Here is a 24,899-nt window from a genome sequence, read left to right on the forward strand (position 1 = left end):
GAGCCGCTGACTAGGATGAAGTCCATGCCTGACATCAGCCGAGCACAGGTGCGCCACCTGGCCGACCTCGCCCGCATCGAGCTCGACGACGCCGAGCTGGACCACCTCGCGCCGCAGCTCTCGGTGATCCTCGAGTCCGTCGCCTCCATCAGCGAGGCCGCCGCCGCCGACGTCCCGCCCACGAGCCACCCGCTGCCGGTGACCAACGTCTTCCGCGAGGACGTCGTGCGTCCCTCGCTCACCGCCGAGCAGGCGCTGTCCGGCGCCCCCCTGGTCGAGGAGCAGCGCTTCGCGGTGCCGCGGATCCTCGGGGACGAGCAGTGAGCGCCGCCGGCACGCCCCTGGTCCAGCGCCCGGCGGCCGACCTCGCGCAGGCCCTGGCCGCGGGCGAGACCACGAGCGTCGAGCTGACCCAGGCCTTCCTCGACCGCATCGCCGCGGTCGACGGCGAGGTCCACGCCTTCCTCCACGTCGACCCCGAGGGGGCGCTCGCCGCCGCGCGGGCCTCCGACGAGCGCCGCGCCGCCGGCCGGCTCGCCTCGCCGCTGGACGGCGTGCCCGTCGCGGTCAAGGACGTCCTGGCCACCGAGGGCCTGCCCACCACGTGCGGGTCGAAGATCCTCGAGGGCTGGATCCCGCCGTACGACGCGACGGTGGTCGCCCGGCTCCGGGCGGCCGGCCTGCCGATCCTCGGCAAGACCAACATGGACGAGTTCGCGATGGGCTCCTCCACCGAGCACTCGGCCTACGGCCCGACCCACAACCCGTGGGCGCTCGACCGGATCCCCGGCGGCTCCGGCGGCGGCTCGGCCGCGGCCGTCGCGGCGTACGAGGCCCCGCTGGCGATCGGCACCGACACCGGCGGCTCGATCCGCCAGCCCGGCGCCGTCACCGGCACCGTGGGCGTGAAGCCGACCTACGGCGGCGTCTCGCGCTACGGCCTGGTGGCGATGGCCAACTCGCTCGACCAGGCCGGCCCGGTCACCCGCACGGTGCTCGACGCCGCCCTGCTCCACGAGGTCATCGCCGGCCACGACCCGCTCGACTCGACCAGCATCGACCAGCCCGTCCCGGCCGTCGTCGAGGCCGCCCGCGCGGGCGCGTCGGTCGACCTGGCCGGCCTGCGGGTCGGCATCATCCGCGAGCTCGGCGGCGAGGGCTACCAGCCCGGCGTCCAGGAGCGCTTCGACGAGGCCGTCGAGCTGCTCGTGCAGGCGGGCGCCGAGATCGTGCAGGTCAGCTGCCCGTCCTTCGAGCACGCCCTGGCGGCCTACTACCTGGTGATGCCGAGCGAGGCGTCGTCCAACCTGGCCCGCTTCGACGCCATGCGCTACGGCCTGCGGGTGGTGCCCGAGGGCGTCGAGTCCCCGAGCGCCGAGGACGTCATGCGCGCCACCCGCGACGCCGGCTTCGGCGACGAGGTCAAGCGCCGCATCATCCTCGGCACCTACGCCCTGTCCAGCGGCTACTACGACGCCTACTACGGCTCGGCGCAGAAGGTCCGCACCCTCATCAGCCGCGACTTCGAGCGCGCCTTCGACAAGGCCGACGTGCTGGTGTCCCCGACCGCGCCGACCACGGCGTTCAAGCTGGGGGAGAAGCTCGACGACCCGCTGGCGATGTACCTCAACGACGTCGCCACCATCCCGGCCAACCTGGCCGGCATCCCCGGCATCTCGGTGCCCGCCGGCCTCGCCGCCGAGGACGACCTCCCGGTCGGCTTCCAGGTGCTGGCCCCCGCGACCGCCGACGACCGCCTCTACCGCGTCGGCGCGGCCCTCGAGGCGGCGCTGGAGCACCGCTGGGGCGGCCCGCTGCTCCATCCCGACAAGCTGGACGAGGCGGTGGCCCGATGAGCCCGAGCGAGACCCTGGTGTCCTTCGAGGACGCCCTGGCGGCGTACGACCCGGCGATGGGCCTGGAGGTCCACGTCGAGCTCAACACCGCGACCAAGATGTTCTGCGGCTGCCCGGCGACCTTCGGCGGCGAGCCCAACACCCAGACCTGCCCCACGTGCCTCGGCCTGCCCGGCTCGATGCCGGCGGTCAACGCCAAGGCGGTCGAGTCCGCGATCCGCATCGGCCTCGCGCTCAACTGCGAGATCGCCGAGTGGTGCCGCTTCGCGCGCAAGAACTACTTCTACCCGGACATGCCGAAGAACTTCCAGACCAGCCAGTACGACGAGCCGATCGCCTTCGACGGCTGGACCGACGTCGAGGTCGAGACCGGCTCGGGCCTGGAGACCTTCCGGGTCGAGATCGAGCGCGCCCACATGGAGGAGGACACCGGCAAGTCGCTGCACGTCGGTGGCTCGACCGGCCGCATCCACGGCGCGGACTACTCGCTGGTCGACTACAACCGGGCCGGCATCCCCCTGATCGAGATCGTCACCCGCCCGATCACCGGGGCCCGCGAGCACGCCCCCGCGGTGGCCCGGGCCTACGTCGCCCACCTGCGCGAGCTGATCGTGGCCCTCGGGGTCTCCGAGGCCCGGATGGACCAGGGCAACCTGCGCGCCGACGTCAACCTCTCGCTGGCCCCGGCGGGGTCGGGCACCCTCGGCACCCGCACCGAGACCAAGAACGTCAACTCGTTCCGCTCGGTGGAGCGGGCCGCGCGCTACGAGATCGGCCGCCAGGCCGCGATCCTCGACGGCGGCGGCTCGATCCGCCAGGAGACCCGCCACTGGCACGAGGACACCGGGGTCACCACCGCGGGCCGCGAGAAGTCCGACGCCGAGGACTACCGCTACTTCCCCGAGCCCGACCTGGTGCCGGTCGCGCCGTCGCGGGAGTGGGTCGAGGAGCTCCGCGGCACGCTGCCCGAGCCGCCGCGCGAGCGCCGCGCCCGGCTGCAGCGCGAGTGGGGCTTCTCCGACCTCGAGATGCGCGACACCGCCGGTGCCGGGGCGCTCGAGCTGGTGCAGGAGACCATCGACTCCGGCGCCTCGCCGCAGGCCGCCCGCAAGTGGTGGCTCTCCGAGCTGGCCCGCCGTGCCAACGAGACCGGCACCGAGCTGGCCGCGCTGCCGATCACCCCGGCCGACGTGGCCCGGATCCAGGCGCTGGTCGACGAGGGCCAGATCAACGACAAGCTCGCGCGGCAGGTCTTCGACGGCGTCCTGGCCGGCGAGGGCACGCCCGACGAGGTCGTCGCCTCCCGCGGGCTCGCGGTGGTCTCCGACGACGGTGCGCTCGGCGAGGCCGTGGACCGGGCGATCGCGGCCAACCCCGACGTGGCGGCCAAGATCCGCGACGGCAAGGTGGCGGCCGCGGGCGCCCTCATCGGCGCGGTCATGAAGGAGATGCGCGGCCAGGCCGACGCCGGACGGGTGCGCGAGCTGGTCCTCGAGCGCCTGGCCTGAGGCCCTCCTCCGGCCTGGTGCTAGCGTGAGGATGCCCTCACCGGGTACGTGAACACGTGGTCCCCGTGCGGGGGAAGCCGGACCGAAGCCGGCGCTGACCCGCAACCGTGGGTCGTCCTGCGGGACGGCGAGCCGGAACGCCTGCCGGGGGCGACACCCCATCGATGCTGTCGTGGAACGCAGCGGGTGTGCCTCGGCCCGAGGTCCTCCCGCTGCTGCTGCGGGAAGGAACCATGCGCACCACTGTCCGCCCCTCGTCGAGGACGCTGACCTCGCTCGTCGTCGCCCCCCTCGCTGCCCTGGTCGGGCTGCTCGTCCTCGTCGGGGCCGGCGCGCCGGCGACCGCCGCCGGCGGCGTGCGCGCGGCCGACGCTCAGGGCTCGCTGTGCACCGGCAACACCGGCGTCAACGTCGTCGTCGACTTCGGCGCCCTCGGGGGCGGCGTCCAGCAGGACTGCGTCGCCGACGGCGACGGCCAGGTCGCCACGAAGGTCTTCTCCGAGGCGGGCCACGAGCTCACGCCCGTGGGGGCCTTCCCCGGTGCCGCCTGCAAGGTCGACGGCGAGCCCGCCTCCGGCGGCTGCGCGCAGATGCCGCCCGCCAACGCCTACTGGGGGCTGTTCCTGGCCCAGGACGCGGCGTGGGACTACGCCCCCAAGGGTGCCGACGAGCTCGAGCTGAGCGACGGCGACTTCGTGGCGTTCGCCTGGCAGGGCACCAAGAAGGCGACCCCGCCCTCGGTGGAGCCGGTGGCCGCGACCGCGGCCGACTCCTCGGGTGAGGCCTCCGACGGGGCCAGCCCCTCGCCGAGCACCTCGCCCTCCTCGGACGCCACCACCAGCCCGGGCTCGGGCGACGGCACCGGCGAGAGCGCGGTCGAGAGCACCGAGAACGGCCGCGACTGGGTGGTGCCGTTCATCGGCCTGCTGGTCCTGGGTGGTGCCGGCGGCGTGCTGCTGGTGCGCCGCCGCCGCAACGCCGGCGAGTAGGCGGTCGCGGTGAGCGGGTCCGCGGCGGGCGGTGACGCCCACGTGGAGCGTCGCTCCCGGCTGCCACGCGACCTGCACCCCGGCGCCTGGTGGCTGTGGGCGCTGGGCCTGGCCGCGACCGCCACCGCCACCACCAACCCGGTGCTGCTGCTGGGCGTCGTCGCCGTCGCCTGCCTCACCGTCGGCCTGCGGCGCTCGGACCACCCCTGGTCCGGCTCCTTCCGGCTCTACCTGCTCTTCGGCCTGGTCATCGTCGTGGTCCGGCTGGTGCTGCGCGTGCTGCTGGGCGGCGGTGTCGGCAGCACCGTGCTGCTCGACCTGCCGGCGGTGCCGCTGCCCGGCTGGGTCGCGGGCGTGACGCTGCTCGGCCCGGTGACCCTGGAGTCCCTGCTGGCCGGGCTGTACGACGGCCTGCGGCTGGCCGCGCTGGTCATCTGCGTCGGCGCCGCCAACGCGCTGGCCAACCCCAAGCGGCTGCTGCGCTCGATGCCCCCGGCACTCCACGAGGTCGGCACCGCGGTTGTCGTCGCGGTGGCGCTGCTGCCCCAGCTGGCCGACAGCCTGCGCCGGGTGCGGGCGGCCCGGGCGCTGCGCGGGGTCCCCGGCGGCCGCGTCCGCCGGCTGCGCGGGGTCGTGGTGCCGGTGCTGGAGGACGCGCTCGAGCGCTCGATGGCGCTCGCGGCCGGCATGGACGCGCGTGGCTACGGCCGCAGCGGGTCGCTGGGCCGGGGCCGACGGGCCACCACCGGCGCGCTGCTGCTGCTCGGCCTGTGCGGGATCTGCGTGGGCAGCTACGCCTGGCTCGACCAGACCGCGCCGCGCTGGCTGGTGGTGCCGGGCATGCTCGGCGGGGTGGCGCTGGCCGCCCTGGGCCTGTGGTCGGCCGGGCGTCGCGTGCAGCGCACCCGCTACCGACCCGACCGCTGGCACGCCGAGGAGGCCGGGGTGGCCCTGGCCGGTCTCGGCTCGGCGGTCGCGCTGCGGCTGCTGGTCGACGAGCCGGTGCTGCACCCGCTGGTCACCGGCGCCCCCGGGATCAGCGACGCCGCCGTGCTGGCGGTGCTGCTCGGCCTGGCCGCCGCGGTGGTGGCGCCGCCGCCGGTGCTGGCGACCGACGGCGAGCGGGCCGACCGCCGCACGTCCCCCGGACGACGGGAGGCGGCGCGTGCTGGAGCTGCGTGAGGTGACGTTCGCGTACGCCGACGGCCCGCCCGTCCTCGACCGCGTCGACCTGACCCTCGACGAGGGCGAGCTGGTCCTGGTCGCCGGGCGCACCGGCGTCGGCAAGTCGACCCTGCTCGGGGTGCTCAACGGGCTGGTGCCGGCCTTCACCGGCGGCAGCCTGCGGGGCGACGTGCTGCTCGAGGGCCGCAGCGTGCTGCACCTGCCGCCGCGCGAGCGCGCCCACGTCGTGGGGTACGTCGGCCAGGACCCCACCGCCGGCTTCGTCACCGACACGGTCGAGGAGGAGCTGGCCTACGGCATGGAGCAGCTCGGCCTCGACCCCGCCACCATGCGGCGGCGGGTGGAGGAGACCCTCGACCTGCTCGGGGTCGCCGACCTGCGCTCGCGCGACCTGCGCTCGCTCTCCGGCGGCCAGCAGCAGCGGGTCGCCATCGGGTCGGTGCTGACCATGCACCCCCGGCTGCTGGTGCTCGACGAGCCGACCTCGGCGCTCGACCCGACCGCGGCCGAGGACGTGCTGGCCACGCTGACGCGGCTGGTGCACGACCTCGGGGTCACCGTCGTGGTCGCCGAGCACCGGCTCGAGCGGGTGGTGCCGTTCGTGGACCGGGTGGTGCTCGTCGAGCAGGACGGCCGGGTCACCGCGGGCGAGCCGGCCCCCATGCTCGAGCGCTCGCCCGTGGCACCGCCCATCGTCGAGCTCGGCCGCTGGGCGGGCTGGTCGCCGCTGCCGCTGAGCGTGCGCGACGCGCGTCGTCGTGCCGGGCGCCTGGCGCTGCCCGAGTCCGGCCCCGTCCCGGCGCCGGGGCCCGAGGCCGTGCTGGCGCCGTCCACCCCCGCGCTGGTGGCCCGCGACGTCGAGGTCGCCCTCGGACGCCGGCTGGTGCTCCGCGGCGTCGACCTCAGCCTGGGCCGCGGGCAGGTGACCGCCCTCATGGGCCGCAACGGCTCGGGCAAGTCGACGCTGCTGTGGACGCTCCAGGGCGCGCGCGCCCGGCGCGGCGGCCGCGTCGAGGTCGACGGCAGCGACCCCGCCCGGCTCGGCGCCGACGCGCGCCGCGCCCACGTCGGACTGGTGCCCCAGACCGCGGCCGACCTGCTCTACCTGGAGAGCGTCGCCGCCGAGTGCGACGTGGCCGACCGCGACGCGCACGCGGCGCCCGGGACGGCGGCGGCCCTGCTCGAGCGCCTGGTGCCGGGCATCGACCGCGACGCCCACCCGCGCGACCTCTCGGAGGGTCAGCGGCTGGCGGTCGTGCTCGCGGTGGTGCTGACGGCCCGGCCGCCGGTGCTGCTGCTCGACGAGCCCACCCGCGGCCTGGACTACCCCGGCAAGCAGCAGCTGGGCCGCGTGCTCACCGGCCTGGCGGCCGAGGGCCGGGCGGTGCTGGTCGCGAGCCACGACGTCGAGTTCGTCGCCCAGGTCGCCGACCAGGTGGTGGTGCTCGCCGACGGCGAGATCGTCTCGGCCGGGCCCACCAGCCGGGTGGTCGCCGAGTCGCCCGCCTTCGCCCCGCAGGTGCACAAGATCCTCGGCGGCGACTGGCTCACCGTCGACCAGGTCGTGGCGGCGTCGAGGTGAGCGCGCCCTCCCGGGTTGACGCCCCCCGCCTGCGGCTGCGGCCCCGGTCGGCGGCCGTGCTGGCCGCCGCGTCGCTGGCGGGCCTGCTGATGTTCTGCTGGCCGCTGCTGGTGCGCGTCCGCGTCGACGCCGACACGGTGCAGCCGCCCTTCGTGTTCATGCTGCTGCTGCCCGTGGTGATCGTGGTGTGCCTGGCCGAGCTCACCGAGGGCGGCATGGACTCCAAGGTGCTGGCGATGCTGGGCGTCCTGACGGCCGTCAACGCCGTGCTGCGTGGACTCTCGGCCGGCATCGCCGGCGTCGAGCTGGTCTTCTTCCTGCTGGTGCTCGCGGGCCGGGTCTTCGGCGCGGGCTTCGGCTTCGTGCTGGGCTGCACGTCGCTGTTCGCCTCGGCGCTGCTGACCGGCGGGGTCGGGTCGTGGCTGCCGTTCCAGATGATGGCCTCGGCCTGGGTGGGCATGGGCGCCGGGCTGCTGCCCCGCCGGGTGCGCGGGCGGGCCGAGATCGCCCTGCTGGTGGCGTACGCCGTGGTCGCGGCGTACGCCTTCGGGCTGGTGATGAACCTGATGAGCTGGCCCTTCGCCCTGGGGGTCGCGGTGCCGGGCTACGAGGGGGCGCTGTCCTTCGTGCCCGGCGACCCACTGCTGGCCAACCTGCACCGGTTCGGCGTCTACACGCTGCTGACCTCGACCGGGTCGTGGGACACCGGCCGGGCGGTGACGACCTCGGTCGCGCTGGTCGTGCTGGGTCCCGCGGTGCTGGCCACGCTGCGGCGGGCGGTGCGCCGGGCGACGGTGGTGCGCACCGAGCAGCCGGCCGGTCCGCTGGGCCGCGCTGGCTAGCCTCGACGCCATGACGCCGAGGCTGGCTCCGCTGCTGCTCGTGCCCGCGCTGGCCCTGGCGGGCTGCGGGGGGTCCGATCCGGCCGCCGAGCCGGAGGCGGGGGACACGCCGTCGGCGAGCGCGTCGCCCAGCGCCTCACCCAGCGCCTCGCCCAGCGCCTCGCCCAGCGCCTCCTCGGGGCCGTCGACCTCCGCTCGCCCGCGCGTGGTCGGCACCGTCGCCCGGGGCCTGCAGGTGCCGTGGGGGATCGCCTTCCTCCCCGACGGGTCGGCGCTGGTGACCGAGCGCGACACCCGCCGGGTGCTCCGGGTCGCCGACGGGGAGGTGACCCGCGTCGGCTCGGTCGAGCTGGCCACGCCGCAGGGCGAGGGCGGGCTGCTCGGGGTGGCCGTGTCGCCGTCGTACGACGAGGACGCGCGGGTCTTCTTCTACGCCACGACCGCCGACGACAACCGGGTGGTGAGCACGACCTTCCGCGACGGCCGGCTGGGCCGGATGCGGCCCGTGCTGACCGGCATCCCGAGGAACAGCTACCACGACGGCGGCCGGCTGGCCTTCGGGCCCGACGACCGGCTCTACGTCTCCACGGGCGACGCCGGGCAGCCCGAGCTGGCCCCGGACCGGGGCTCGCTGGCCGGCAAGATCTTGCGGATCACCCAGGACGGCGACCCCGCTCCCGGCAACCCCGACCCGGGCTCGCCGGTCTGGTCCCGGGGCCACCGCAACGTCCAGGGCCTGGCCTTCGACGACCGCGGCCGGCTGTGGGCCTCGGAGTTCGGCCAGGACACCTGGGACGAGCTCAACCTGATCAGGAAGGGCGGGGACTACGGCTGGCCCGGCACCGAGGGTCGCGGCGGTCCCGCCGGCACCACCGACCCGCAGGTGCAGTGGGCCACCGACGACAACTCACCCTCGGGGCTGGCCTTCCGCGACGGCCGGCTGTGGATGGGGGCGCTGGCCGGCGAGCGGCTGTGGCGCGTCGACGTCGACGGCGCCCGCGCGACGGGGGAGCGCGGCTTCCTCGTCGGCGACCACGGTCGGGTCCGCACGGTCGTCACCGCGCCCGACGGCCGGCTGTGGGTGACGACCTCCAACCGTGACGGCCGCGGCGACCCGGCCCCCCAGGACGACCGGATCCTGCTGGTCGCGCCCTAGGCGTCAGCCCACCCGCGCCAGCAGCGCCCGCAGCGCGGTGATCACCTCGTGGGGCCGCTCCATGGGCAGGAAGTGGGTGGCGCGCAGCTCCTCGTAGACCGCGCCCGGGATCCGGTCGGCGGCGGTGCGCATGTCGCGCGAGGACGCCAGCACGTCGTACCTCCCCGCCAGGAAGCTGGTCGGGACCTCGATGCCCCGCAGCGAGACCCGGCGGTGGAGGGAGGAGTGCAGCGCGAGGTGGGCGTACCACTCGACCGGGGTGCTGAGGAACTCGCGCACCGCCCGCCGGGAGAGCTCCTCGTCGGCGACCGGGAGCATGAAGCCGCTGTGGCTCAGGGCCCGCAGCGTGGCGGGCCCGACGGCCAGCCCCGTGGTCCACGGCGTGACGCCGCGTCCGACCACCTTGGCGACCCGCGCGGCGCCGACGGTGAGGGCCTTGCTCACGGGCCGGGGGACGCGCAGCGGCGCCAGCATCGAGGCGAAGGTGTCACCGGGCACGCCACCGACCGCGAACAGGCCATCGACCCGCTCGGGGTGGCGCACGGCCACCTCGAACATGGTGTTGACGCCCATCGACCAGCCCATCAGCACGGCGCTGTCGAGCCCGGCGTGGTCCATCACCGCCAGGGCGTCCTCGGCGAAGGCGTCGATGCCGACGTGCTCGCGGTCCACCGGACGGTGGGACCCGCCGGTGCCGCGGTGGTTCCACGACACCACCCGCACGCCGCACGCCGGGTCCAGCAGCGAGGGCCAGGCGTAGGGGTTGGTGCCGAGCCCGTTGCACAGCAGCACCGTGGGGCCCTCGACGTCGTTGGTCCAGGCCTGGAGCACCGTGCCGTCGCGGCTGGGCACCGCGTAGTAGCGCAGCGCGAGGCCGTCGTCGGCAGGAGGGGCGAGGGTCAGAGCGCGGTCGGCCACCCCGGGATCATGCCCGAGGAGCGGTCCGCCGTCAGGTCGCCCGACCGGTGGGCGAGCACGGTCTCGACGTACTCCGCGACCTCGTCGCGCTCCCGGCGGCCCTGGGAGAGCGAGGTGGAGGCGACCAGGGCGTTGCGGCAGGCCTGGCGCTGGCTGCGCTCGGCCCACCGGGCCAGGGGCACCAGCACCGGGACCAGCGGCGGCACCCGGGTCGGGCGCAGGTGCAGGGACAGGCGCGCGCGGTGACCGGTCATGGGCGTCTCCTGCTCGGGTGCTGCGGGCGGTGCGGTGCGTCGGGAGCACCACGCTAGGCAGCCGTGGAGTCCCGGGCGTCACGCACGTGTGACGAGTGCGTGAACGCCTCCGGGTGTCGGCCCCGACACGCCGGGGCGATGACTTCGTCGGTGCTCGGTGGTCTGCTCAGGTGCCGGACCACCCGCACCACGACCCGAGGAGACCCCATGACGGACCAGACCGCACCGCAGCCGACCGCGACGCCCCGGACCGTGCTGATGGTCGGGACCCGCAAGGGCCTGTGGGTCGGGCGCTCCGACGAGGCCCGCGAGGACTGGGAGTGGACCGGTCCCCACTTCGACATGGAGGAGGTCTACTCCTGCGCCGTCGACACCCGGGGCGGCAGCGAGAGGGGCGGCACCGGGGGCGCGCGGCTGCTCGCCGGGGCGTCGTCGAGCTGGCTGGGCCCGCGGGTGCGCCGCTCCGACGACCTCGGCGCCTCCTGGGACGAGTCCGAGCAGGGCGGGCTGCGCTTCCCCGACGACGTCGAGGCCAGCGTGGAGCGGGTGTGGCAGCTGGTGCCGGGCGCGGTCGACGGCGTGGTGTGGGCCGGATCGGAGCCGGGGGCGGTGTGGCGCTCGACCGACGGCGGCGCGACCTTCGCCCTGGAGCGGGCCCTGTGGGACCACCCCCACCGCGAGCACTGGCAGGCCGGGTTCGGCGGGCAGGCGTTCCACACGATCCTGCCCCACCCCGACGACCCGACCTCGGTGACGGTCGCGCTCTCGACCGGGGGCGTCTACCAGACCCGCGACGACGGCGCCTCCTGGTCGCCGCGCAACCAGGGGATCCGGGCGGAGTTCCTGCCCGAGGGCCAGCAGTACCCCGAGTTCGGCCAGTGCGTCCACAAGGTCGCGCGGCACCCCTCGCGGCCCGAGCGGCTGTTCCTGCAGAACCACGGCGGCGTCTACCGCTCCGACGACGAGGGCGGCTCGTGGACCTCGATCGCCGAGGGCCTGCCCGCCGACTTCGGCTTCCCCGTGGTGGTCCACCCGCACGAGCCCGACACCGTGTTCGTCTTCCCCATCAACGGCGGCGAGCGTCGCTACCCGCCGCAGGCGCGGGCCCGGGTGTGGCGCTCGCGCGACGCGGGCGAGACCTGGGAGGAGCTCGGCGAGGGGCTGCCCGACGCGTTCTACGTCGCGGTGATGCGCGACGCGATGTGCGCCGACGACCACGCCGCGCCCGGCCTCTACTTCGGGGCCCGCAACGGCGCCGTGTGGGGCAGCACCGACGGCGGCGGCTCGTGGCGCGAGGTGGTCAGCGACCTGCCCGACGTGATGGTGGTGCGCGCGGCGGCCGTCACCGGCTGAGCGGCTGCACCACTCCCGGGTCGGCGGGCGGCAGCGGCTCCGCCTCCACGACGCGGTCGGCCCGGTCGCGGAACGACCGCACCAGCGCGGCGTTGGGGTCGTCGACGGCGGCCACCCAGGCGGCGGCCTCCTCCGGCGTCTTGCCGAACCGGACGTGGCGCGCGACCAGACGGGCACGACGCAGGTCGTCGTCCACCTCGAGCCACCAGCACTCGTCGACCTGCTCGCGGGCGGCGCGCCACTCGGGGCGGTCGAGCAGCAGGTAGTTGCCCTCGGTCACCACGACGCGCGCCTCCGGCGGCACCGCGATCGCCCCCGCGAGCGGCTGCTCGAGGTCGCGCTCGAACGCCGGCGCGTAGACGGTCTCGCCGGTGTCCTCGCGCAGCCGTCGCAGCAGCGCGGCGTACCCCCAGGCGTCGAAGGTCTCCGGCGCGCCCTTGCGCGCCCGCAGGCCGAGGCGGTCGAGGCTGACGTCGGCGAGGTGGAAGCCGTCCATCGGCAGGTGCACCCCGCCGAGCCGGGCCGCGAGCTGCACGGCGTACGTCGTCTTGCCGGCGCCGGGCGCCCCCGCGATGCCGATGATCTGTCGCACCGCAGCAACCTACCGGGCGGCTGCTGCCGGCTGGTCCGCCCCGGCGCCGAGGTGGCGGGCCATGAACTCGTGGGCGTGGCGGCCCAGGTCCTCGCTGTCGTCCCACAGGTTGCGCCACACCGCCAGGGTGTTGGACAGCGTCGGGTGCACGACGGCGGAGCTGAAGCTCTCGAAGACCACCGGGCCGTCGTACGCCGACTCGCGGACCGCCGCGAAGAAGGTGGCGAAGTCGACGTTGCCCGAGCCGAGGTAGCCGCGGTGGGACTCCCCGACGTGGACGTAGCGCAGCCGGCCGGCGGCGTCGGCCTGGTGGACCGCCTGCGCCATGCCGTCCTCCTCGATGTTCATGTGGTACGTGTCGAGGTGGACGCCGAGGTCGGCCCCGGTCTCGGTGATGAGGTCGAGCATCTCGGCCGTGGTGTTGACGACGTTGGTCTCGTAGCGGTTGACCACCTCGAGGTTGACCCGCAGCCCGCTCCCGGCGGCCCGCTCGGAGAGCCACGCCATCGACTCGACGACGTGCTGGCGCGAGCGGGGGCTGATCGGGGCGGGGTACTTGTCGAGCACGGAGTAGAGCACCCCGCACAGGTCGCCGGCGCCCATCTCGGCCGCGACGTCGACGGCCCGGGCGAGCAGGTCGCGGCCACGGGCGACGACCGCGGGGTCCTCGCTGGAGACGTCGGCGCTGTGGTCCAGGCCGAGGGAGCAGGCGGCACCGAGGCCGTGCTCCTCCAGCAGGGATCGAGTCATCGCGGCGTCGACCGTGGCGGGGTCGAGCAGGGGGACCTCGATGAGGTCGAAACCGAGGCGGGCGGTCGAGGAGATGGCGTGCGCGGCGGAGGCCGCGGACCAGTCGCCGACCCAGACGAGGGCGTGCAGACCCAGGGGGTTCATGGCAGGTGTGCCTTTCGGGGAGGGAGCGGGGAGGGGCAGGTGAGGGAGCCGCGCGGTCAGGCGTCGGGTGCCGGTGGGCGCGGCTCGACGGTCGCGCCGGTGACCAGGGCGACCAGGTCGGGACCGGTGGTGCCGGCCGTCGCGCGGTGGGCGACGGTGCGGCCCGAGCGCATCACGAACACGTCGTCGGCGACCCGGAGCACCTGGTCGAAGTTGTGGCTGACCAGCACCAGGCCGAGGCCCTGCGACCTCAGCCGCAGGATCATCTCCTCGACCTTGGCCGTCTCCTGGACGCCGAGGGCGGCGGTGGGCTCGTCGAGGATGACGATGCGCGAGCCCCAGCCGGCGGCCCGGGCCAGGGCGACCGCCTGCCGCTGGCCGCCGGAGAGGCCGTTGACCCGCGCGTCGACCGACGGCACGTTGACGGCGAGCGCGCCGACCATGCGGGCGGCCTCCGCCCGCATCGCCCCGCGCCGCAGCCAGCGCAGCGGCCCGCGGCCGACGCCGTCCTCGCGGCCGAGGTAGAGGTTCTGCCACACCCGCAGCGTGTCGACGAGGGCGAGGTCCTGGTAGACGGTCTCGATGCCGACCGCGCGCGCCTGCTGGGGGCCGGTGAACGACACCTGCTCGTCGCCGACCCGCAGCTCGCCGCCGTCGGAGCGGTGCATGCCCGAGAGGCACCCGACCAGGGTGGACTTGCCGGCGCCGTTGTCGCCGATGATGGCGGTGACGCGGCCGGCCCGGACCTCGAGGTCGCCCTGGCGCAGCGCCTGGACCTGGCCGTAGGACTTGGTCAGGCCGCTCGCCCGGAGGAGCAGCTCGCCCTCGGGGGCGGCGGTGGGGGTCTCGTGCTGGGTGGCGGTCATCGGTCGAACCTCGCGAGGAAGGCGGCGGCGATGACGACCACGCCGACCGCGAGCGGCTGGTAGAACTCCGAAAGCCCGAACCGGGTCAGGCCGTTGACCAGCGCGGTCAGCAGCAGGGCGCCGGCGATCGGGCTGACGATGGTGGCGCGGCCCCCGAAGAGGCTGACCCCGCCGAGGACGACGGCGGCCACGGAGTTGAGCAGGAAGCTGGTGTTGCTGGCGGGCTCGGAGGCGCCGACCCGGCCGACGAGCAGCACGGCCGCGGTGCCCGCGCAGCTGCCGGACAGGGCGTACGCCGCGATCTTGACCCGGTCGGTGCGCACGCCGGAGGCCCGTGCGGCCCGCACCGAGCCGCCGACGGCCAGCAGGTGCGTGCCGAAGGAGGTCCGGAAGAGCAGCAGGTGGGCCAGCACCGTCAGCACCAGGGCGAGCAGCACGGCCCAGGTGACGATGCCGAAGCCGCGGACCGTGAGGTCGAGCAGGAACCGGTCGATGACCTGCGTGGGCTTGCCGTCCGCCACGATCAGCGCCAGGCCGGACGCCGCGGACAGCATCCCCAGGGTGACGATGAAGTCGGTGATGCGGCCCTTGGTGATGAGCAGGCCGTTGAGCACCCCCACCGCCACGCCGGTGACCAGCGCGACGACCACGGCCAGCAGGATCGAGCTGGTGCGGGAGTAGGTCTCGCCGAGCGCGATGGCCGAGAGCGTCATCGTCGAGGCGACCGACAGGTCGATGCCGGCGGTCGCCACCACGAAGGTCTGGCCGAGGACCAGGACCATCAAGATGGCGGCGGCCTGGAGCATCGCCCCGAGGTTGCCGGTGGCCAGGAAGCCCGGGTCGGCGATGCCGAACCCGACCAGGAGCAGCACCAGCGCCGCGGGCGCGGCCACCTCGGGCCAGGCGACCGAGCCCAGCCGCTGGCGCGCGGTGGGCCGGGGCGCCGGGGGTGCGACGCCCGGCTCGGTCCCGGCGCGGGGGGCGGTGGGGTCGGTGGTGCTCATGGCGGGTCCCGGGGGAGGTGAGGGGTGGGTGGCGGTCACGGTCAGTCCAGGGGGTTGTCGAAGGACTCGAAGGGGGCGGGGAACTTCGCCAGGGCCTGGTCCGCGACGCCGGAGGTGACGACCGCGGTGGGCGAGACGATCTCGGCGGGCAGGTCGTCGCCGGCGGCGGCCTTCTCGCAGGCCTGCACCCCGAGCTGGCCGATGGCGTAGGGGTACTGCGCGACCGTCGCGTGCAGGTCGCCGTCCTTGACCGACTGCAGGGCGTCCTTGTTGCCGTCGACGCTGATGACGGTGATGGAGTCGGCCTTGCCGGCGTTCTTCACCGCCTGCACGATGCCCAGGCCCATGTCGTCGTTGGCCGCGAAGAAGCCCTTGAGGTCGGGGTTGTCCTGCATCAGGGTGGTCGCCGCGGTGAGGGCCTTCTGGCGCTCCCAGTCGGCCGCGACCGTCTGCACGACGTCGAGCTTCCCGTCGACCGCCTGGGTGAAGCCGTCGAGGCGGGCGTTGCTGGTGACGTCGCCGGAGATGCCGCCCACGAGGGCCACCTTGCCGGACGAGACGGCCTCGACCATCTCGTCGCCGGCCTTGCCGCCCGCCTCGGTGTTGTCGGTGCCGATGTAGGTGGCGATGTCGACGCCCGCCTCCTCGGCGGCGTCGGCGTCCACGGGCGAGTCGATGTTGACGACCGGGGTGTCCGAGGCCGAGATGCGGGCCAGGCCGTTGACCAGGTTGCTGCCCGAGATCGGGTTGACCACGAAGCAGCCGTAGTCCTGCTGCGCCAGCGCCGTCAGCTTGTCCGACTGGCCGGTGGTGTCGGTGATGCTCTGGGCCGCCTGGACGGTGGCGTCGACGCCGTCCTGGTCGGCCTGCTCGTCGATGCCCTGCTCCATCGCCTGGAAGAAGGGGTTGTCGAGGCCCTTGATGACGGCCGCGACCTTGGTGTCGCCGCCGGAGGCGGTCGAGCCGCTGCCCCCGTCGTCGGAGGAGGAGCCGCAACCGGCGAGGACCAGGCTGCCGCCCAGGGCGAGGGCGACGAGGGAGCGGTGGGGGGTGCGCATGAGTGGGTCTCCTTTATGTCTGTGGCTAGACATTAAGCACCGGGTGTGACGTCCGTCAATAGACAAATGCCCCCAGGTGCGGGAGGCTGCCCGCATCCCTGCACCCGAATCGGAGGTCGTCGTGGTCGTCACCTCGCCCGTGCCCGCCTCGGTGTCCGAGCCGGGGGTGGCCGCCGCGCTCGCCCTGTTCGCCACCGGCGCGCGGCTCAGCCGCGCCGAGGTGGCCGGCCGCACCGGCTGGGCCAGGGTCACGGTCACGGCCCGGCTGGAGCGGCTCCTCGAGGACGGCCTGCTGGAGAGCTTCGAGAGCCGGGTCAACGGCCGCGGGCGCCCGGCGACCCACTACCGCCTCGCGGTGGACGCCGGCTCGCTGCTGGTGGCCGACATCGGGGCCAGCGGGCTGCGGGTGGCGCGCTGCGACCTCGCCGGGAGGCCCGGTCCCTCGCAGCACCTGCCGAGCGAGATCGGGGACGGACCCGACGCGGTGCTGGGCGTGGTGCGCGCCGGGTGGGAGGACCTCATGGAGGGTGCGCCCCCGGTGTGGGGCGTGGCGGTGAGCCTGCCCGGTCCCGTCGAGCTCTCGACCGGTCGGGTGGTGGACCCGCCCATCATGACCGGCTGGAACGACTACGGCGTCCGCGACGAGCTCGCCACCTGGTTCGGCACCACGGCCCACGTCGAGAACGACGCCAACGCGATCGCGCTGGGCGAGGTCGCCGCCGTCACCGAGGCGGGCGGGTCGCTCTCGGACGTGCTGGTCGTCAAGGTCGGCACCGGGGTCGGCGCCGGCATCATCAGCGGTGGTCAGGTGCTGCGCGGTGCCGCGGGCGCGGCCGGCGACATCGGGCACACCGAGGCCGACGTGGCCGGGGTGCGCAGCGACCGGCCGCTGTGTCGCTGCGGCAAGCTCGGGTGCGTCGAGGCGTACGCCGGGGGCTGGGCGCTGGTGCGCGACGCCCGCGAGCGCGGCCTCGAGGTCGAGGGGCTCGACGACTTCCTGGAGTGCCTCGTGGCCGGCGACCCGGTCGCCCGGGCGCTGACCGCCGAGGCCGGCCAGGTCCTCGGGAGCGCCGTCGCCACCACGGTGTCGCTGCTCAACCCCGAGCAGGTGCTGCTCGCCGGGGCGCTGGGCCTGGTGGGGGAGCACCTCGTCGCGGGTGTGCGCCAGCGCGTCTACGCCCGCTCGCTCCCGCTGGCCACGCGCACGCTGCGCATCCAGGGCGGGCGCCTCGGGGTGGAGGCCGGGGTGCGCGGGCTGGCCCACGAGCTGAGCCGCCGGGTGCTGCTCGGCGCAGCCGCTGGCTGAGGGATCACCGGTCGAACGGCCCCGCGGGCCGGTGCGCGTGCGGGACTAGGGTTTGCCGCATGACCGACGCCCCCGCCGCCGCCACCGGACCCGACATCAAGCCCCGCTCGCGCGCCGTCACCGACGGCCTCGAGGCGACCGCGGCCCGCGGCATGCTCCGCGCGGTCGGCATGGACGACGACGACTTCCTCAAGCCGCAGGTCGGCGTGGCCTCGAGCTGGAACGAGATCACCCCCTGCAACCTCTCGCTCGACCGCCTGGCGAAGGCCGTGAAGAACGGCGTGCACGCCGGCGGCGGCTACCCGCTGGAGTTCGGGACGATCTCGGTCTCCGACGGCATCTCGATGGGCCACGAGGGCATGCACTTCTCGCTGGTCTCGCGCGAGGTCATCGCCGACTCCGTCGAGACCGTGATGATGGCCGAGCGGCTCGACGGCTCGGTGCTGCTCGCTGGCTGCGACAAGTCGCTGCCCGGCATGCTGATGGCGGCCGCGCGCCTCGACCTGGCCTCGGTGTTCCTCTACGCCGGCTCGATCATGCCGGGCCAGGTCGACGGCCAGGACGTCACCATCATCGACGCCTTCGAGGCGGTCGGTGCCTGCCTCGCGGGCAAGATCACCCGCGAGGAGGTCGACCGGGTCGAGCGGGCGATCTGTCCCGGCGAGGGCGCCTGCGGCGGGATGTACACCGCCAACACCATGGCCGCCGTCGCCGAGGCGCTGGGCATGAGCCTGCCCGGCTCCGCCGCCCCGCCGGCCGTCGACCGCCGCCGCGACGGGTTCGCCCACCGCTCCGGCGAGGCCGTGGTCGAGATGCTGCGCCAGGGCATCACCGCGCGCCAGATCATGACCCGCGAGGCCTTCGAGAACGCCATCGCCGTCGTGATGGCCCTCGGCGGCTCCACCAACGCCGTGCTGCACCTGCTCGCCATCGCCCGCGAGGCCGAGGTCGACCTCACCCTCGACGACTTCAACCGGGTGGGCGACAAGGTCCCGCACCTCGGCGACCTCAAGCCCTTCGGCCGCTTCGTGATGAACGACGTCGACAAGATCGGCGGCATCCCGGTGGTCATGAAGGCCCTGCTGGATGCCGGGCTGATGCACGGCGACTGCCTCACCGTCACCGGCCGCACCATGCGCGAGAACCTCGAGGCCCTGGCGCCGGCCGACCTCGACGGCGAGGTGCTCCGCACCCTCGACCAGCCGATCCACAAGACCGGCGGCCTCACCATCCTGCGCGGCTCGCTGGCCCCCGACGGCGCCGTGGTCAAGAGCGCCGGCTTCGACGACTCGACCTTCACCGGCACCGCCCGGGTCTTCGACGGCGAGCGGGCCGCGATGGACGCGCTCACCGAGGGCCGCATCACCGCGGGCGACGTCGTGGTCATCCGCTACGAGGGGCCCAAGGGCGGCCCCGGCATGCGCGAGATGCTCGCCATCACCGGCGCCATCAAGGGCGCCGGGCTGGGCAAGGACGTGCTGCTGCTGACCGACGGCCGCTTCTCGGGGGGCACCACCGGGCTGTGCGTGGGCCACGTCGCGCCCGAGGCGGTCGACGGCGGCCCGATCGCGTTCGTGCGCGACGGCGACCAGATCACCCTCGACGTCGCGGGCCGCAGCCTCGACGTCGCGGTCGACGAGGCCGAGCTCGAGGCACGCCGCGACGGCTGGACCCCCAACGCCCCGAAGTACACCCGCGGCGTGCTCGGCAAGTACGCCAAGGTCGTGCAGTCCGCCGCCCACGGCGCGGTCTGCGGCTGACGCCGCGACCCCCTGGCGGCTGTCGGTGGCCGGTGGCAGGGTCGGGGCCATGGACCAGCGCATCAGCTTCGTGACCCTGGCCGTCAGCGACGTCGAGCGCAGCCGCGCCTTCTACGTCGACGGGCTCGGCTGGTCCCCGGAGGTGCTGGTGCCGGGCGAGGTGCTGATGATCCGCGCCGGGGAGCGGTTGGTGCTCTCGCTGTGGTCCGAGGCCGGCTTCGAGGCCGAGGTCGGTCCCATGCGGCGGGGCGAGGGCGTCGTGCCCGTGACCCTGGCCCACAACGTGGCCACGGCCGCCGAGGTCGACGAGGTCCTGGCCCTGGCCGGCTCGCTCGGCGCGGAGGTCAGCGCCGGCCGGGAGCGGGAGTGGGGCGGCTACACCGGCTACTTCGCCGACCCCGACGGCTTCCGGTGGGAGATCGCCACCAACCCCGGCGAGATCGGGCAGCTGGTGCTCCCGTGACCGTGTCCACCCCCACCAGGAGAGGAGCCACCCGTGGCCGTCAGTGAGCAGGACCGTCAGCCGATGCGCGCCCAGGAGGTCACCGACGCCGTCCCCGACGGCTGGCGGGTGGTCCTCGACCGGCTCGTCGCGCGCTTCGAGACCGGCGACTTCAACGCCGGCACCGCCTTCGTGCAGCGGGTGGCCGAGGTCGCCGACGCGGCCGACCACCACCCCGACGTCGACCTGCGCTACCCCCACGTCTCGGTGGCACTCCGGAGCCACGACGTCGACGCCCTCACCCGGCGCGACGTCGCCCTGGCCGTCGAGATCAGCCGGGTGGCGGCCGAGCTCGGCGTCCCGGTCGGGACCGCGCCCGACGTGGTCGAGCTCGCGCTCGACACCGCGGACCACGGCCGGGTCTCGCTGTTCTACGCCGCCCTGCTCGGCTACGACCAGCCCCAGGACGACGCCCTCGCCGACCCGGCGTCGCGCACCGTGCCCCTGTGGTTCCAGGACTCCGACAGCGACGCCCCCGACCGGCAGCGCTGGCACCTCGACGTCAGCGTGCCCCACGACCGCGCGCAGGCCCGGCTCGACGCCGTCCTCGCCGCGGGCGGTCGCCTCGTCGACGACAGCCGCGCGCCGGCGTTCTGGGTGCTCGAGGACACCGACGGCAACCGGTCGTGCATCTGCACCTGGCAGGCGCGCGACTGAGCCCCGCGGGCCCGCCGTCCTCAGCGGTGGGCCACGTCCACGACGACGCGTGTGGGGTCCGCGAGCGCGAAGGCGCGGAACGGCCGCCTCGGCCCGACCAGGCCGATGAAGGCCTGCTGGTCGCCCTCGAAGGACGCCCCGGGGGCGATCTCGGCGATCCCCTCGGTCCCGGCGCCGGAGACGCGGGTCGAGGCGTCGCCGTACTGCTCCACGCCGGTGTCGAAGGGCATCCCCACCCCGCGGACGACGACCTGCAGGAAGCTGCTGCCCCGCAGCGCGACGGGGTCACCCGACCCGTCCTGGCGCGGTCGGTCGACGTACTCCACGCGCCAGCCCGGGGTGCCGCTCCCGCCGAGGTCGAGCACGACGCGGTCGAAGCCGTCCTGGCGGCCGACGCGCACGCCGGTGAGGGTCAGCCCGTTGCCGGACCCCAGGCCGCCGTCGTCGGGCCGGGTGTCGGCCGGGAAGGACGGCACGCCGGAGCCGGACCCGGCCGACGGGGAGGCCGAGGACGTCGGGGCCGTCGAGGTCGGGGACGTCGGGGAGGACGGCTCCGAGGACGGGTCCGCGGGCGACGGGGAGCCCGACGCGGACGACGCGGACGTGGGGGAGCCGCTCGGGTCGGCGTCGTCGGAGCCGCCGCACGCGGAGGCCCCGGCGAGCAGCGCGAGCACGAGCAGGGCGGGGGCTGTCGGGGTGCTGCGCATGTCCTACCTCCGGGTCGGTCGTGGGGCCCAGGTCCGGAGCCCAGTCTGGGGCGGGGCCGCGCGCAGGTCCGGGGGCCACGCCGAGTGACCACCATCCGGGACGGGCGTCCCATCCCTTGGGACGAGCGTCACACTGGGTTGAGCCCGGCGGCACCGGGGAGGCATGCTGTTTCCATGCGTTCCGACCTCCTCGTACGCACGCGACGCGTGAGCTGAGTCCCCTCCGGACCTCGCACGCGCGTCGACCCTCCGTCAGCCGACCGGCTCGGGGGGTTTTTTGTTGCCACCGACACACGACGGAAGATGAGCAGATGAGCGAGCAGCACGCGGGGCAGACGACGCGGCCGAACCCCGGCCAGCGGGCCGCGCAGGGAGTGCCCCAGGGGCCGGCGCCCCAGGGGGAGAGCGTCACCGGGGCCCAGAGCCTCGTCAAGTCGCTCGAGCACGCCGGCGTGACGGAGATCTTCGGCATCCCCGGCGGTGCCATCCTCCCGGCGTACGACCCGCTCTTCGACAGCTCGATCCGCCACATCCTCGTGCGCCACGAGCAGGGCGCGGGCCACGCCGCGCAGGGGTACGCCGCGGCCACCGGCAAGGTGGGCGTCTGCATGGCCACCTCCGGCCCCGGCGCCACCAACCTGGTCACCGCGCTCGCCGACGCCCACATGGACTCGGTGCCGCTCGTCGCGATCACCGGTCAGGTCGGCGCCAGCATGATCGGCACCGACGCCTTCCAGGAGGCCGACATCCGCGGCATCACGATGCCGATCACCAAGCACAACTTCCTGGTCACCGACCCCGCCGACATCCCGCGGGTCGTCGCCGAGGCCTTCTACATCGCCTCGACCGGTCGCCCGGGTCCCGTCCTGGTCGACGTGGCCAAGTCGGCGCTCCAGGCGCAGACCACCTTCACGTGGCCCAAGGAGCTGAGCCTGCCCGGCTACCGGCCCGTCACCAAGCCGCACGCCAAGCAGATCCGCGAGGCCACCCGCGAGATCCTCGCCGCCCACAAGCCCGTGCTCTACGTCGGTGGCGGCGTCATCCGAGCCCGCGCCAGCCGCGAGCTGCGCACCCTGGCCGAGCTGACCGGCATGCCGGTCGTGACCACCCTGATGGCGCGCGGCGCCTTCCCCGACAGCCACCCGCAGCACCTCGGGATGCCCGGCATGCACGGCACCGTGGCCGCCGTCGCCGCGCTGCAGAAGAGCGACCTCATCATCAGCCTCGGCGCCCGCTTCGACGACCGCGTCACCGGCAACCTCGACTCCTTCGCTCCCCACGCGCGGGTCATCCACGCCGACATCGACCCGGCCGAGATCGGCAAGAACCGCGTGGCCGACGTCCCGATCGTGGGCGACGCCCGCGAGGTCATCGCCGACCTGGTGGTCGCGCTGCAGACCGAGCAGGAGCAGGGCCGCACCGGCGACTACGAGCCGTGGACGACCTTCCTCGCCGGGGTGAAGGAGCGCTACCCGCTGGGCTACGACACCCCCGAGGAGGGCCTGGCCCCGCAGTACGTCATCGAGCGGCTCTCGGCCATCGCCGGCCCCGAGGCGGTCTACGTCTCCGGCGTCGGGCAGCACCAGATGTGGGCCACCCACTTCGTGCAGTACGAGAACCCCAACACCTGGCTCAACTCCGGCGGCCTCGGCACCATGGGGTACGCCGTGCCGGCCGCGATGGGCGCCAAGGTCGCCCGCCCCGAGGCGGTCGTGTGGGCCATCGACGGCGACGGCTGCTTCCAGATGACCAACCAGGAGCTGGCCACCTGCACGATCGAGGGCATCCCGATCAAGGTCGCGCTCATCAACAACGAGTCGCTCGGCATGGTGCGGCAGTGGCAGACCCTGTTCTACGAGGGCCGCTACTCCAACACCGACCTGCACTCCAAGCGGGTGCCCGACTTCGTCAAGCTGGCCGAGGCCTACGGTGCGGTCGGCCTCACCTGCGACGACCCGGCCGACGTCGACGCGACCATCCGCAAGGCCATGGAGATCAACGACGTCCCCGTCGTGATCGACTTCCGGGTGGAGCGCGACGCGATGGTGTGGCCGATGGTGGCCGCCGGCACCTCCAACGACGAGATCAAGTACGCCCGGGACCTGGCGCCCGACTTCGAGGAGGACGAGCTCTGATGAGCGTGCACACCCTGTCGGTCCTGGTGGAGAACAAGCCCGGCGTGCTCGCGCGCATCGCGGGCCTGTTCAGCCGCCGCGGCTTCAACATCGACTCGCTGGCGGTCGGCCCCACGGAGATCCCCGAGATCTCGCGCATGACGATCGTGGTCAACGTCGAGGGCCTGCCCCTCGAGCAGGTCACCAAGCAGCTCAACAAGCTGGTCGAGGTCATCAAGATCGTCGAGCTCGACTACCGCGAGGCCGTGACCCGCGAGCTGCTCCTGGTCAAGGTCAAGGCCGACGCCGAGACCCGCGGCCAGGTCGTCGACGCCGTCCAGCTGTTCCGGGCCAAGGTCGTCGACGTGGCGCCCGACTCGATCACCGTCGAGGTCACCGGCAACAGCGACAAGCTGCGCGACTTCCTCGCCGTCATGGAGCCCTTCGGCATCCGCGAGCTCGTGCAGTCCGGCGTCGTGGCCATCGGCCGCGGCAGCCGGTCGATCACCGAGCGCACGCTGCGCCCCGTGCCGGTGCCGGTCCCGGTCGCCGCCTCCGTGCCCGGCTGAACCACCCGTTTTCCCTCCACACAACCGCAACCGAAGGAGTCAGCCCCGTGGCTGAGATGTTCTACGACGACGACGCCGACCTGTCCCTGATCCAGGGCAAGAACGTGGCCGTGATCGGCTACGGCTCGCAGGGTCACGCCCACGCGCTCTCGCTGCGCGACTCGGGCGTCGACGTCCGCGTCGGCCTGCAGCCCGGCTCGAAGAGCCGCGCCAAGGCCGAGGCCGAGGGCCTGCGCGTCGTCACCCCGGCCGAGGCCGCGGAGGAGGCCGACGTCATCGTGATCCTGGCGCCGGACCAGCACCAGCGCAAGCTGTACGCCGAGGAGATCGAGCCCGCCCTCACCCCCGGCGACACGCTGGTCTTCGGCCACGGCTTCAACATCCGCTTCGGCTACATCACCCCGCCCGAGGGCGTCGACGTCTTCATGGTCGCCCCCAAGGGCCCCGGTCACCTGGTGCGCCGCGAGTACGTCGACGGCCGCGGCGTCCCCGTGCTCGTCGCCGTCGAGGCCGACGCCTCGGGCACGGCCTGGGACCTCGCGCTGTCCTACGCCAAGGGCATCGGCGGCCTCCGCGCCGGCGGCATCAGGACCACCTTCACCGAGGAGACCGAGACCGACCTGTTCGGCGAGCAGGCCGTGCTCTGCGGCGGCGCCTCCCAGCTGGTGCAGTACGGCTTCGAGGTCCTCACCGAGGCCGGCTACCAGCCCGAGGTCGCCTACTTCGAGTGCCTCCACGAGCTCAAGCTGATCGTCGACCTGATGTACGAGGGCGGCATCGCCAAGCAGCGCTGGTCGGTCTCCGACACCGCCGAGTTCGGCGACTACGTCTCCGGCCCGCGCGTCATCACCCCCGACGTGAAGGCGCACATGGTCGAGGTGCTCGAGGACATCAAGAACGGGAAGTTCGCCGAGCGCTTCATCACCGACCAGGACAACGGCTCCCCGGAGTTCACGGAGTTCCGCAAGCAGGGCGAGTCGCACCCGATCGAGTCGACCGGCCGCGAGCTCCGCAAGCTGATGGCCTGGGTCAAGAGCCACGACTCGGACTACGTCGAGGGCAGCTCGGCCCGCTGATCGGCGGCGCACCTGAGCGCCGGTCTCCCGAGCCCGCTCGGGGGACCGGCGCTGCGCGGGGGTCGCAACCCCGGCCCGGCTCCAGCTCCTCCGGCTGGGTGCCTCCGCTCGGCCCGCTTGTCCGGCTCGCGACACTGGTCCCATGAGCACG

24 protein-coding genes are annotated in these 24,899 nt (G+C 74.4%); 16 read left to right on the forward strand and 8 right to left on the reverse strand.

The window, feature by feature from the left end:
* Positions 1-24: 24 nt before the first annotated feature.
* The 8 genes from gatC to BLU55_RS18625 all read left to right on the forward strand — a co-directional run bounded on the left by gatC (position 25) and on the right by BLU55_RS18625 (position 9,118).
* Positions 25-324, forward strand: a complete 300-nt coding sequence (gene gatC / locus BLU55_RS18590; protein ID WP_091732876.1) for an Asp-tRNA(Asn)/Glu-tRNA(Gln) amidotransferase subunit GatC — start codon at positions 25-27, stop codon at positions 322-324.
* Positions 321-1,856 (forward strand): Asp-tRNA(Asn)/Glu-tRNA(Gln) amidotransferase subunit GatA, encoded by a 1,536-nt coding sequence (gatA, locus tag BLU55_RS18595; protein WP_172833936.1) that lies wholly within the window; start codon positions 321-323, stop codon positions 1,854-1,856. Before gatC ends, gatA begins: the two co-directional genes overlap by 4 nt.
* A complete protein-coding gene (gene gatB, locus BLU55_RS18600; protein WP_091732878.1) occupies positions 1,853-3,364 on the forward strand; it encodes an Asp-tRNA(Asn)/Glu-tRNA(Gln) amidotransferase subunit GatB in 1,512 nt (503 codons plus the stop codon). The genes gatA and gatB overlap by 4 nt, the downstream gene beginning before the upstream one ends.
* 233 nt (positions 3,365-3,597) lie before the next feature.
* Positions 3,598-4,353, forward strand: coding sequence for an LPXTG cell wall anchor domain-containing protein (locus BLU55_RS18605; RefSeq protein ID WP_091732880.1), 756 nt, complete (start codon positions 3,598-3,600; stop codon positions 4,351-4,353).
* A gap of 9 nt (positions 4,354-4,362) precedes the next feature.
* Positions 4,363-5,535: a CbiQ family ECF transporter T component gene (locus BLU55_RS18610; RefSeq protein WP_231916958.1), complete on the forward strand. Its 1,173-nt coding sequence runs from the start codon at positions 4,363-4,365 to the stop codon at positions 5,533-5,535.
* A complete protein-coding gene (locus BLU55_RS18615; RefSeq protein ID WP_091732885.1) occupies positions 5,519-7,120 on the forward strand; it encodes an ABC transporter ATP-binding protein in 1,602 nt (533 codons plus the stop codon). Before BLU55_RS18610 ends, BLU55_RS18615 begins: the two co-directional genes overlap by 17 nt.
* Positions 7,117-7,962, forward strand: coding sequence for an ECF transporter S component family protein (locus BLU55_RS18620; protein ID WP_231916959.1), 846 nt, complete (start codon positions 7,117-7,119; stop codon positions 7,960-7,962). Before BLU55_RS18615 ends, BLU55_RS18620 begins: the two co-directional genes overlap by 4 nt.
* A 10-nt stretch (positions 7,963-7,972) precedes the next feature.
* A complete protein-coding gene (locus BLU55_RS18625; RefSeq protein WP_091732888.1) occupies positions 7,973-9,118 on the forward strand; it encodes a PQQ-dependent sugar dehydrogenase in 1,146 nt (381 codons plus the stop codon).
* Positions 9,119-9,121: 3 nt separating this feature from the next.
* Here BLU55_RS18625 and BLU55_RS18630 read toward each other — a convergent pair whose 3' ends face one another.
* Positions 9,122-10,036, reverse strand: a complete 915-nt coding sequence (locus BLU55_RS18630; protein ID WP_231916960.1) for an alpha/beta fold hydrolase — start codon at positions 10,034-10,036, stop codon at positions 9,122-9,124.
* Complete coding sequence (locus tag BLU55_RS18635; protein WP_091732890.1) at positions 10,018-10,290, reverse strand: hypothetical protein; 273 nt, start codon at positions 10,288-10,290, stop codon at positions 10,018-10,020. Before BLU55_RS18635 ends, BLU55_RS18630 begins: the two co-directional genes overlap by 19 nt.
* A 207-nt stretch (positions 10,291-10,497) precedes the next feature.
* Between BLU55_RS18635 and BLU55_RS18640 the strand changes: the two genes are divergently transcribed.
* Positions 10,498-11,643 (forward strand): sialidase family protein, encoded by a 1,146-nt coding sequence (locus BLU55_RS18640; protein WP_091732894.1) that lies wholly within the window; start codon positions 10,498-10,500, stop codon positions 11,641-11,643.
* On the opposite strand, the gene BLU55_RS18645 is transcribed toward BLU55_RS18640, so the two are convergent.
* The 5 genes from BLU55_RS18645 to BLU55_RS18665 are packed head-to-tail and all read right to left on the reverse strand — an operon-like array spanning position 11,633 to position 16,057.
* On the reverse strand, positions 11,633-12,235 hold the full coding sequence (locus BLU55_RS18645; protein WP_091732897.1) for a nucleoside/nucleotide kinase family protein: 603 nt from the start codon (positions 12,233-12,235) through the stop codon (positions 11,633-11,635). The two genes, BLU55_RS18640 and BLU55_RS18645, sit on opposite strands and share 11 nt — an antisense overlap.
* A 9-nt stretch (positions 12,236-12,244) precedes the next feature.
* Positions 12,245-13,129, reverse strand: a complete 885-nt coding sequence (locus BLU55_RS18650) for a sugar phosphate isomerase/epimerase family protein (RefSeq protein WP_091732900.1) — start codon at positions 13,127-13,129, stop codon at positions 12,245-12,247.
* Positions 13,130-13,185: 56 nt separating this feature from the next.
* The gene (locus tag BLU55_RS18655; protein WP_091732903.1) at positions 13,186-13,995 is read right to left on the reverse strand and encodes an ATP-binding cassette domain-containing protein; all 810 of its coding nucleotides are present in this window, start codon (positions 13,993-13,995) and stop codon (positions 13,186-13,188) included.
* Positions 13,992-14,999 carry an ABC transporter permease gene (locus BLU55_RS18660; protein WP_091732906.1) on the reverse strand — a complete coding sequence of 336 codons (1,008 nt, stop codon included), beginning with the start codon at positions 14,997-14,999 and terminating at the stop codon, positions 13,992-13,994. Before BLU55_RS18660 ends, BLU55_RS18655 begins: the two co-directional genes overlap by 4 nt.
* A gap of 41 nt (positions 15,000-15,040) precedes the next feature.
* A complete protein-coding gene (locus BLU55_RS18665) occupies positions 15,041-16,057 on the reverse strand; it encodes a sugar ABC transporter substrate-binding protein (RefSeq protein WP_091732909.1) in 1,017 nt (338 codons plus the stop codon).
* A 121-nt stretch (positions 16,058-16,178) separates the two neighbouring features.
* Between BLU55_RS18665 and BLU55_RS18670 the strand changes: the two genes are divergently transcribed.
* The 4 genes from BLU55_RS18670 to BLU55_RS18685 are packed head-to-tail and all read left to right on the forward strand — an operon-like array spanning position 16,179 to position 20,282.
* Positions 16,179-17,363 (forward strand): ROK family transcriptional regulator, encoded by a 1,185-nt coding sequence (locus tag BLU55_RS18670; RefSeq protein WP_091732912.1) that lies wholly within the window; start codon positions 16,179-16,181, stop codon positions 17,361-17,363.
* Positions 17,364-17,422: 59 nt separating this feature from the next.
* Entirely contained in the window at positions 17,423-19,123 is a 1,701-nt protein-coding gene (ilvD, locus tag BLU55_RS18675) for a dihydroxy-acid dehydratase (protein WP_091732915.1), read from the forward strand.
* Between the two features lie 49 nt (positions 19,124-19,172).
* Entirely contained in the window at positions 19,173-19,586 is a 414-nt protein-coding gene (locus BLU55_RS18680) for a VOC family protein (protein WP_091732916.1), read from the forward strand.
* A gap of 33 nt (positions 19,587-19,619) precedes the next feature.
* Positions 19,620-20,282: a 4a-hydroxytetrahydrobiopterin dehydratase gene (locus BLU55_RS18685; RefSeq protein ID WP_231916961.1), complete on the forward strand. Its 663-nt coding sequence runs from the start codon at positions 19,620-19,622 to the stop codon at positions 20,280-20,282.
* 20 nt (positions 20,283-20,302) lie between these two features.
* Here BLU55_RS18685 and BLU55_RS18690 read toward each other — a convergent pair whose 3' ends face one another.
* Entirely contained in the window at positions 20,303-20,989 is a 687-nt protein-coding gene (locus BLU55_RS18690; RefSeq protein ID WP_157682945.1) for an AMIN-like domain-containing (lipo)protein, read from the reverse strand.
* A 311-nt stretch (positions 20,990-21,300) separates the two neighbouring features.
* Here BLU55_RS18690 and BLU55_RS18700 point away from each other — a divergent pair, with 311 nt between their 5' ends.
* From BLU55_RS18700 to ilvC, 3 genes are read left to right on the forward strand one after another with little or no spacing between them, the layout of a single operon-like run.
* Entirely contained in the window at positions 21,301-23,124 is a 1,824-nt protein-coding gene (locus tag BLU55_RS18700) for an acetolactate synthase large subunit (RefSeq protein WP_091732921.1), read from the forward strand.
* Positions 23,124-23,672 carry an acetolactate synthase small subunit gene (ilvN, locus tag BLU55_RS18705; RefSeq protein WP_091732923.1) on the forward strand — a complete coding sequence of 183 codons (549 nt, stop codon included), beginning with the start codon at positions 23,124-23,126 and terminating at the stop codon, positions 23,670-23,672. The genes BLU55_RS18700 and ilvN overlap by 1 nt, the downstream gene beginning before the upstream one ends.
* Positions 23,673-23,719: 47 nt before the next feature.
* Positions 23,720-24,748, forward strand: coding sequence for a ketol-acid reductoisomerase (ilvC, locus tag BLU55_RS18710; protein WP_091732925.1), 1,029 nt, complete (start codon positions 23,720-23,722; stop codon positions 24,746-24,748).
* The last annotated feature ends 151 nt before the right edge of the window (positions 24,749-24,899 follow it).

The organism is Nocardioides scoriae, from assembly GCF_900104965.1.
GTDB lineage: Bacteria > Actinomycetota > Actinomycetes > Propionibacteriales > Nocardioidaceae > Marmoricola > Marmoricola scoriae.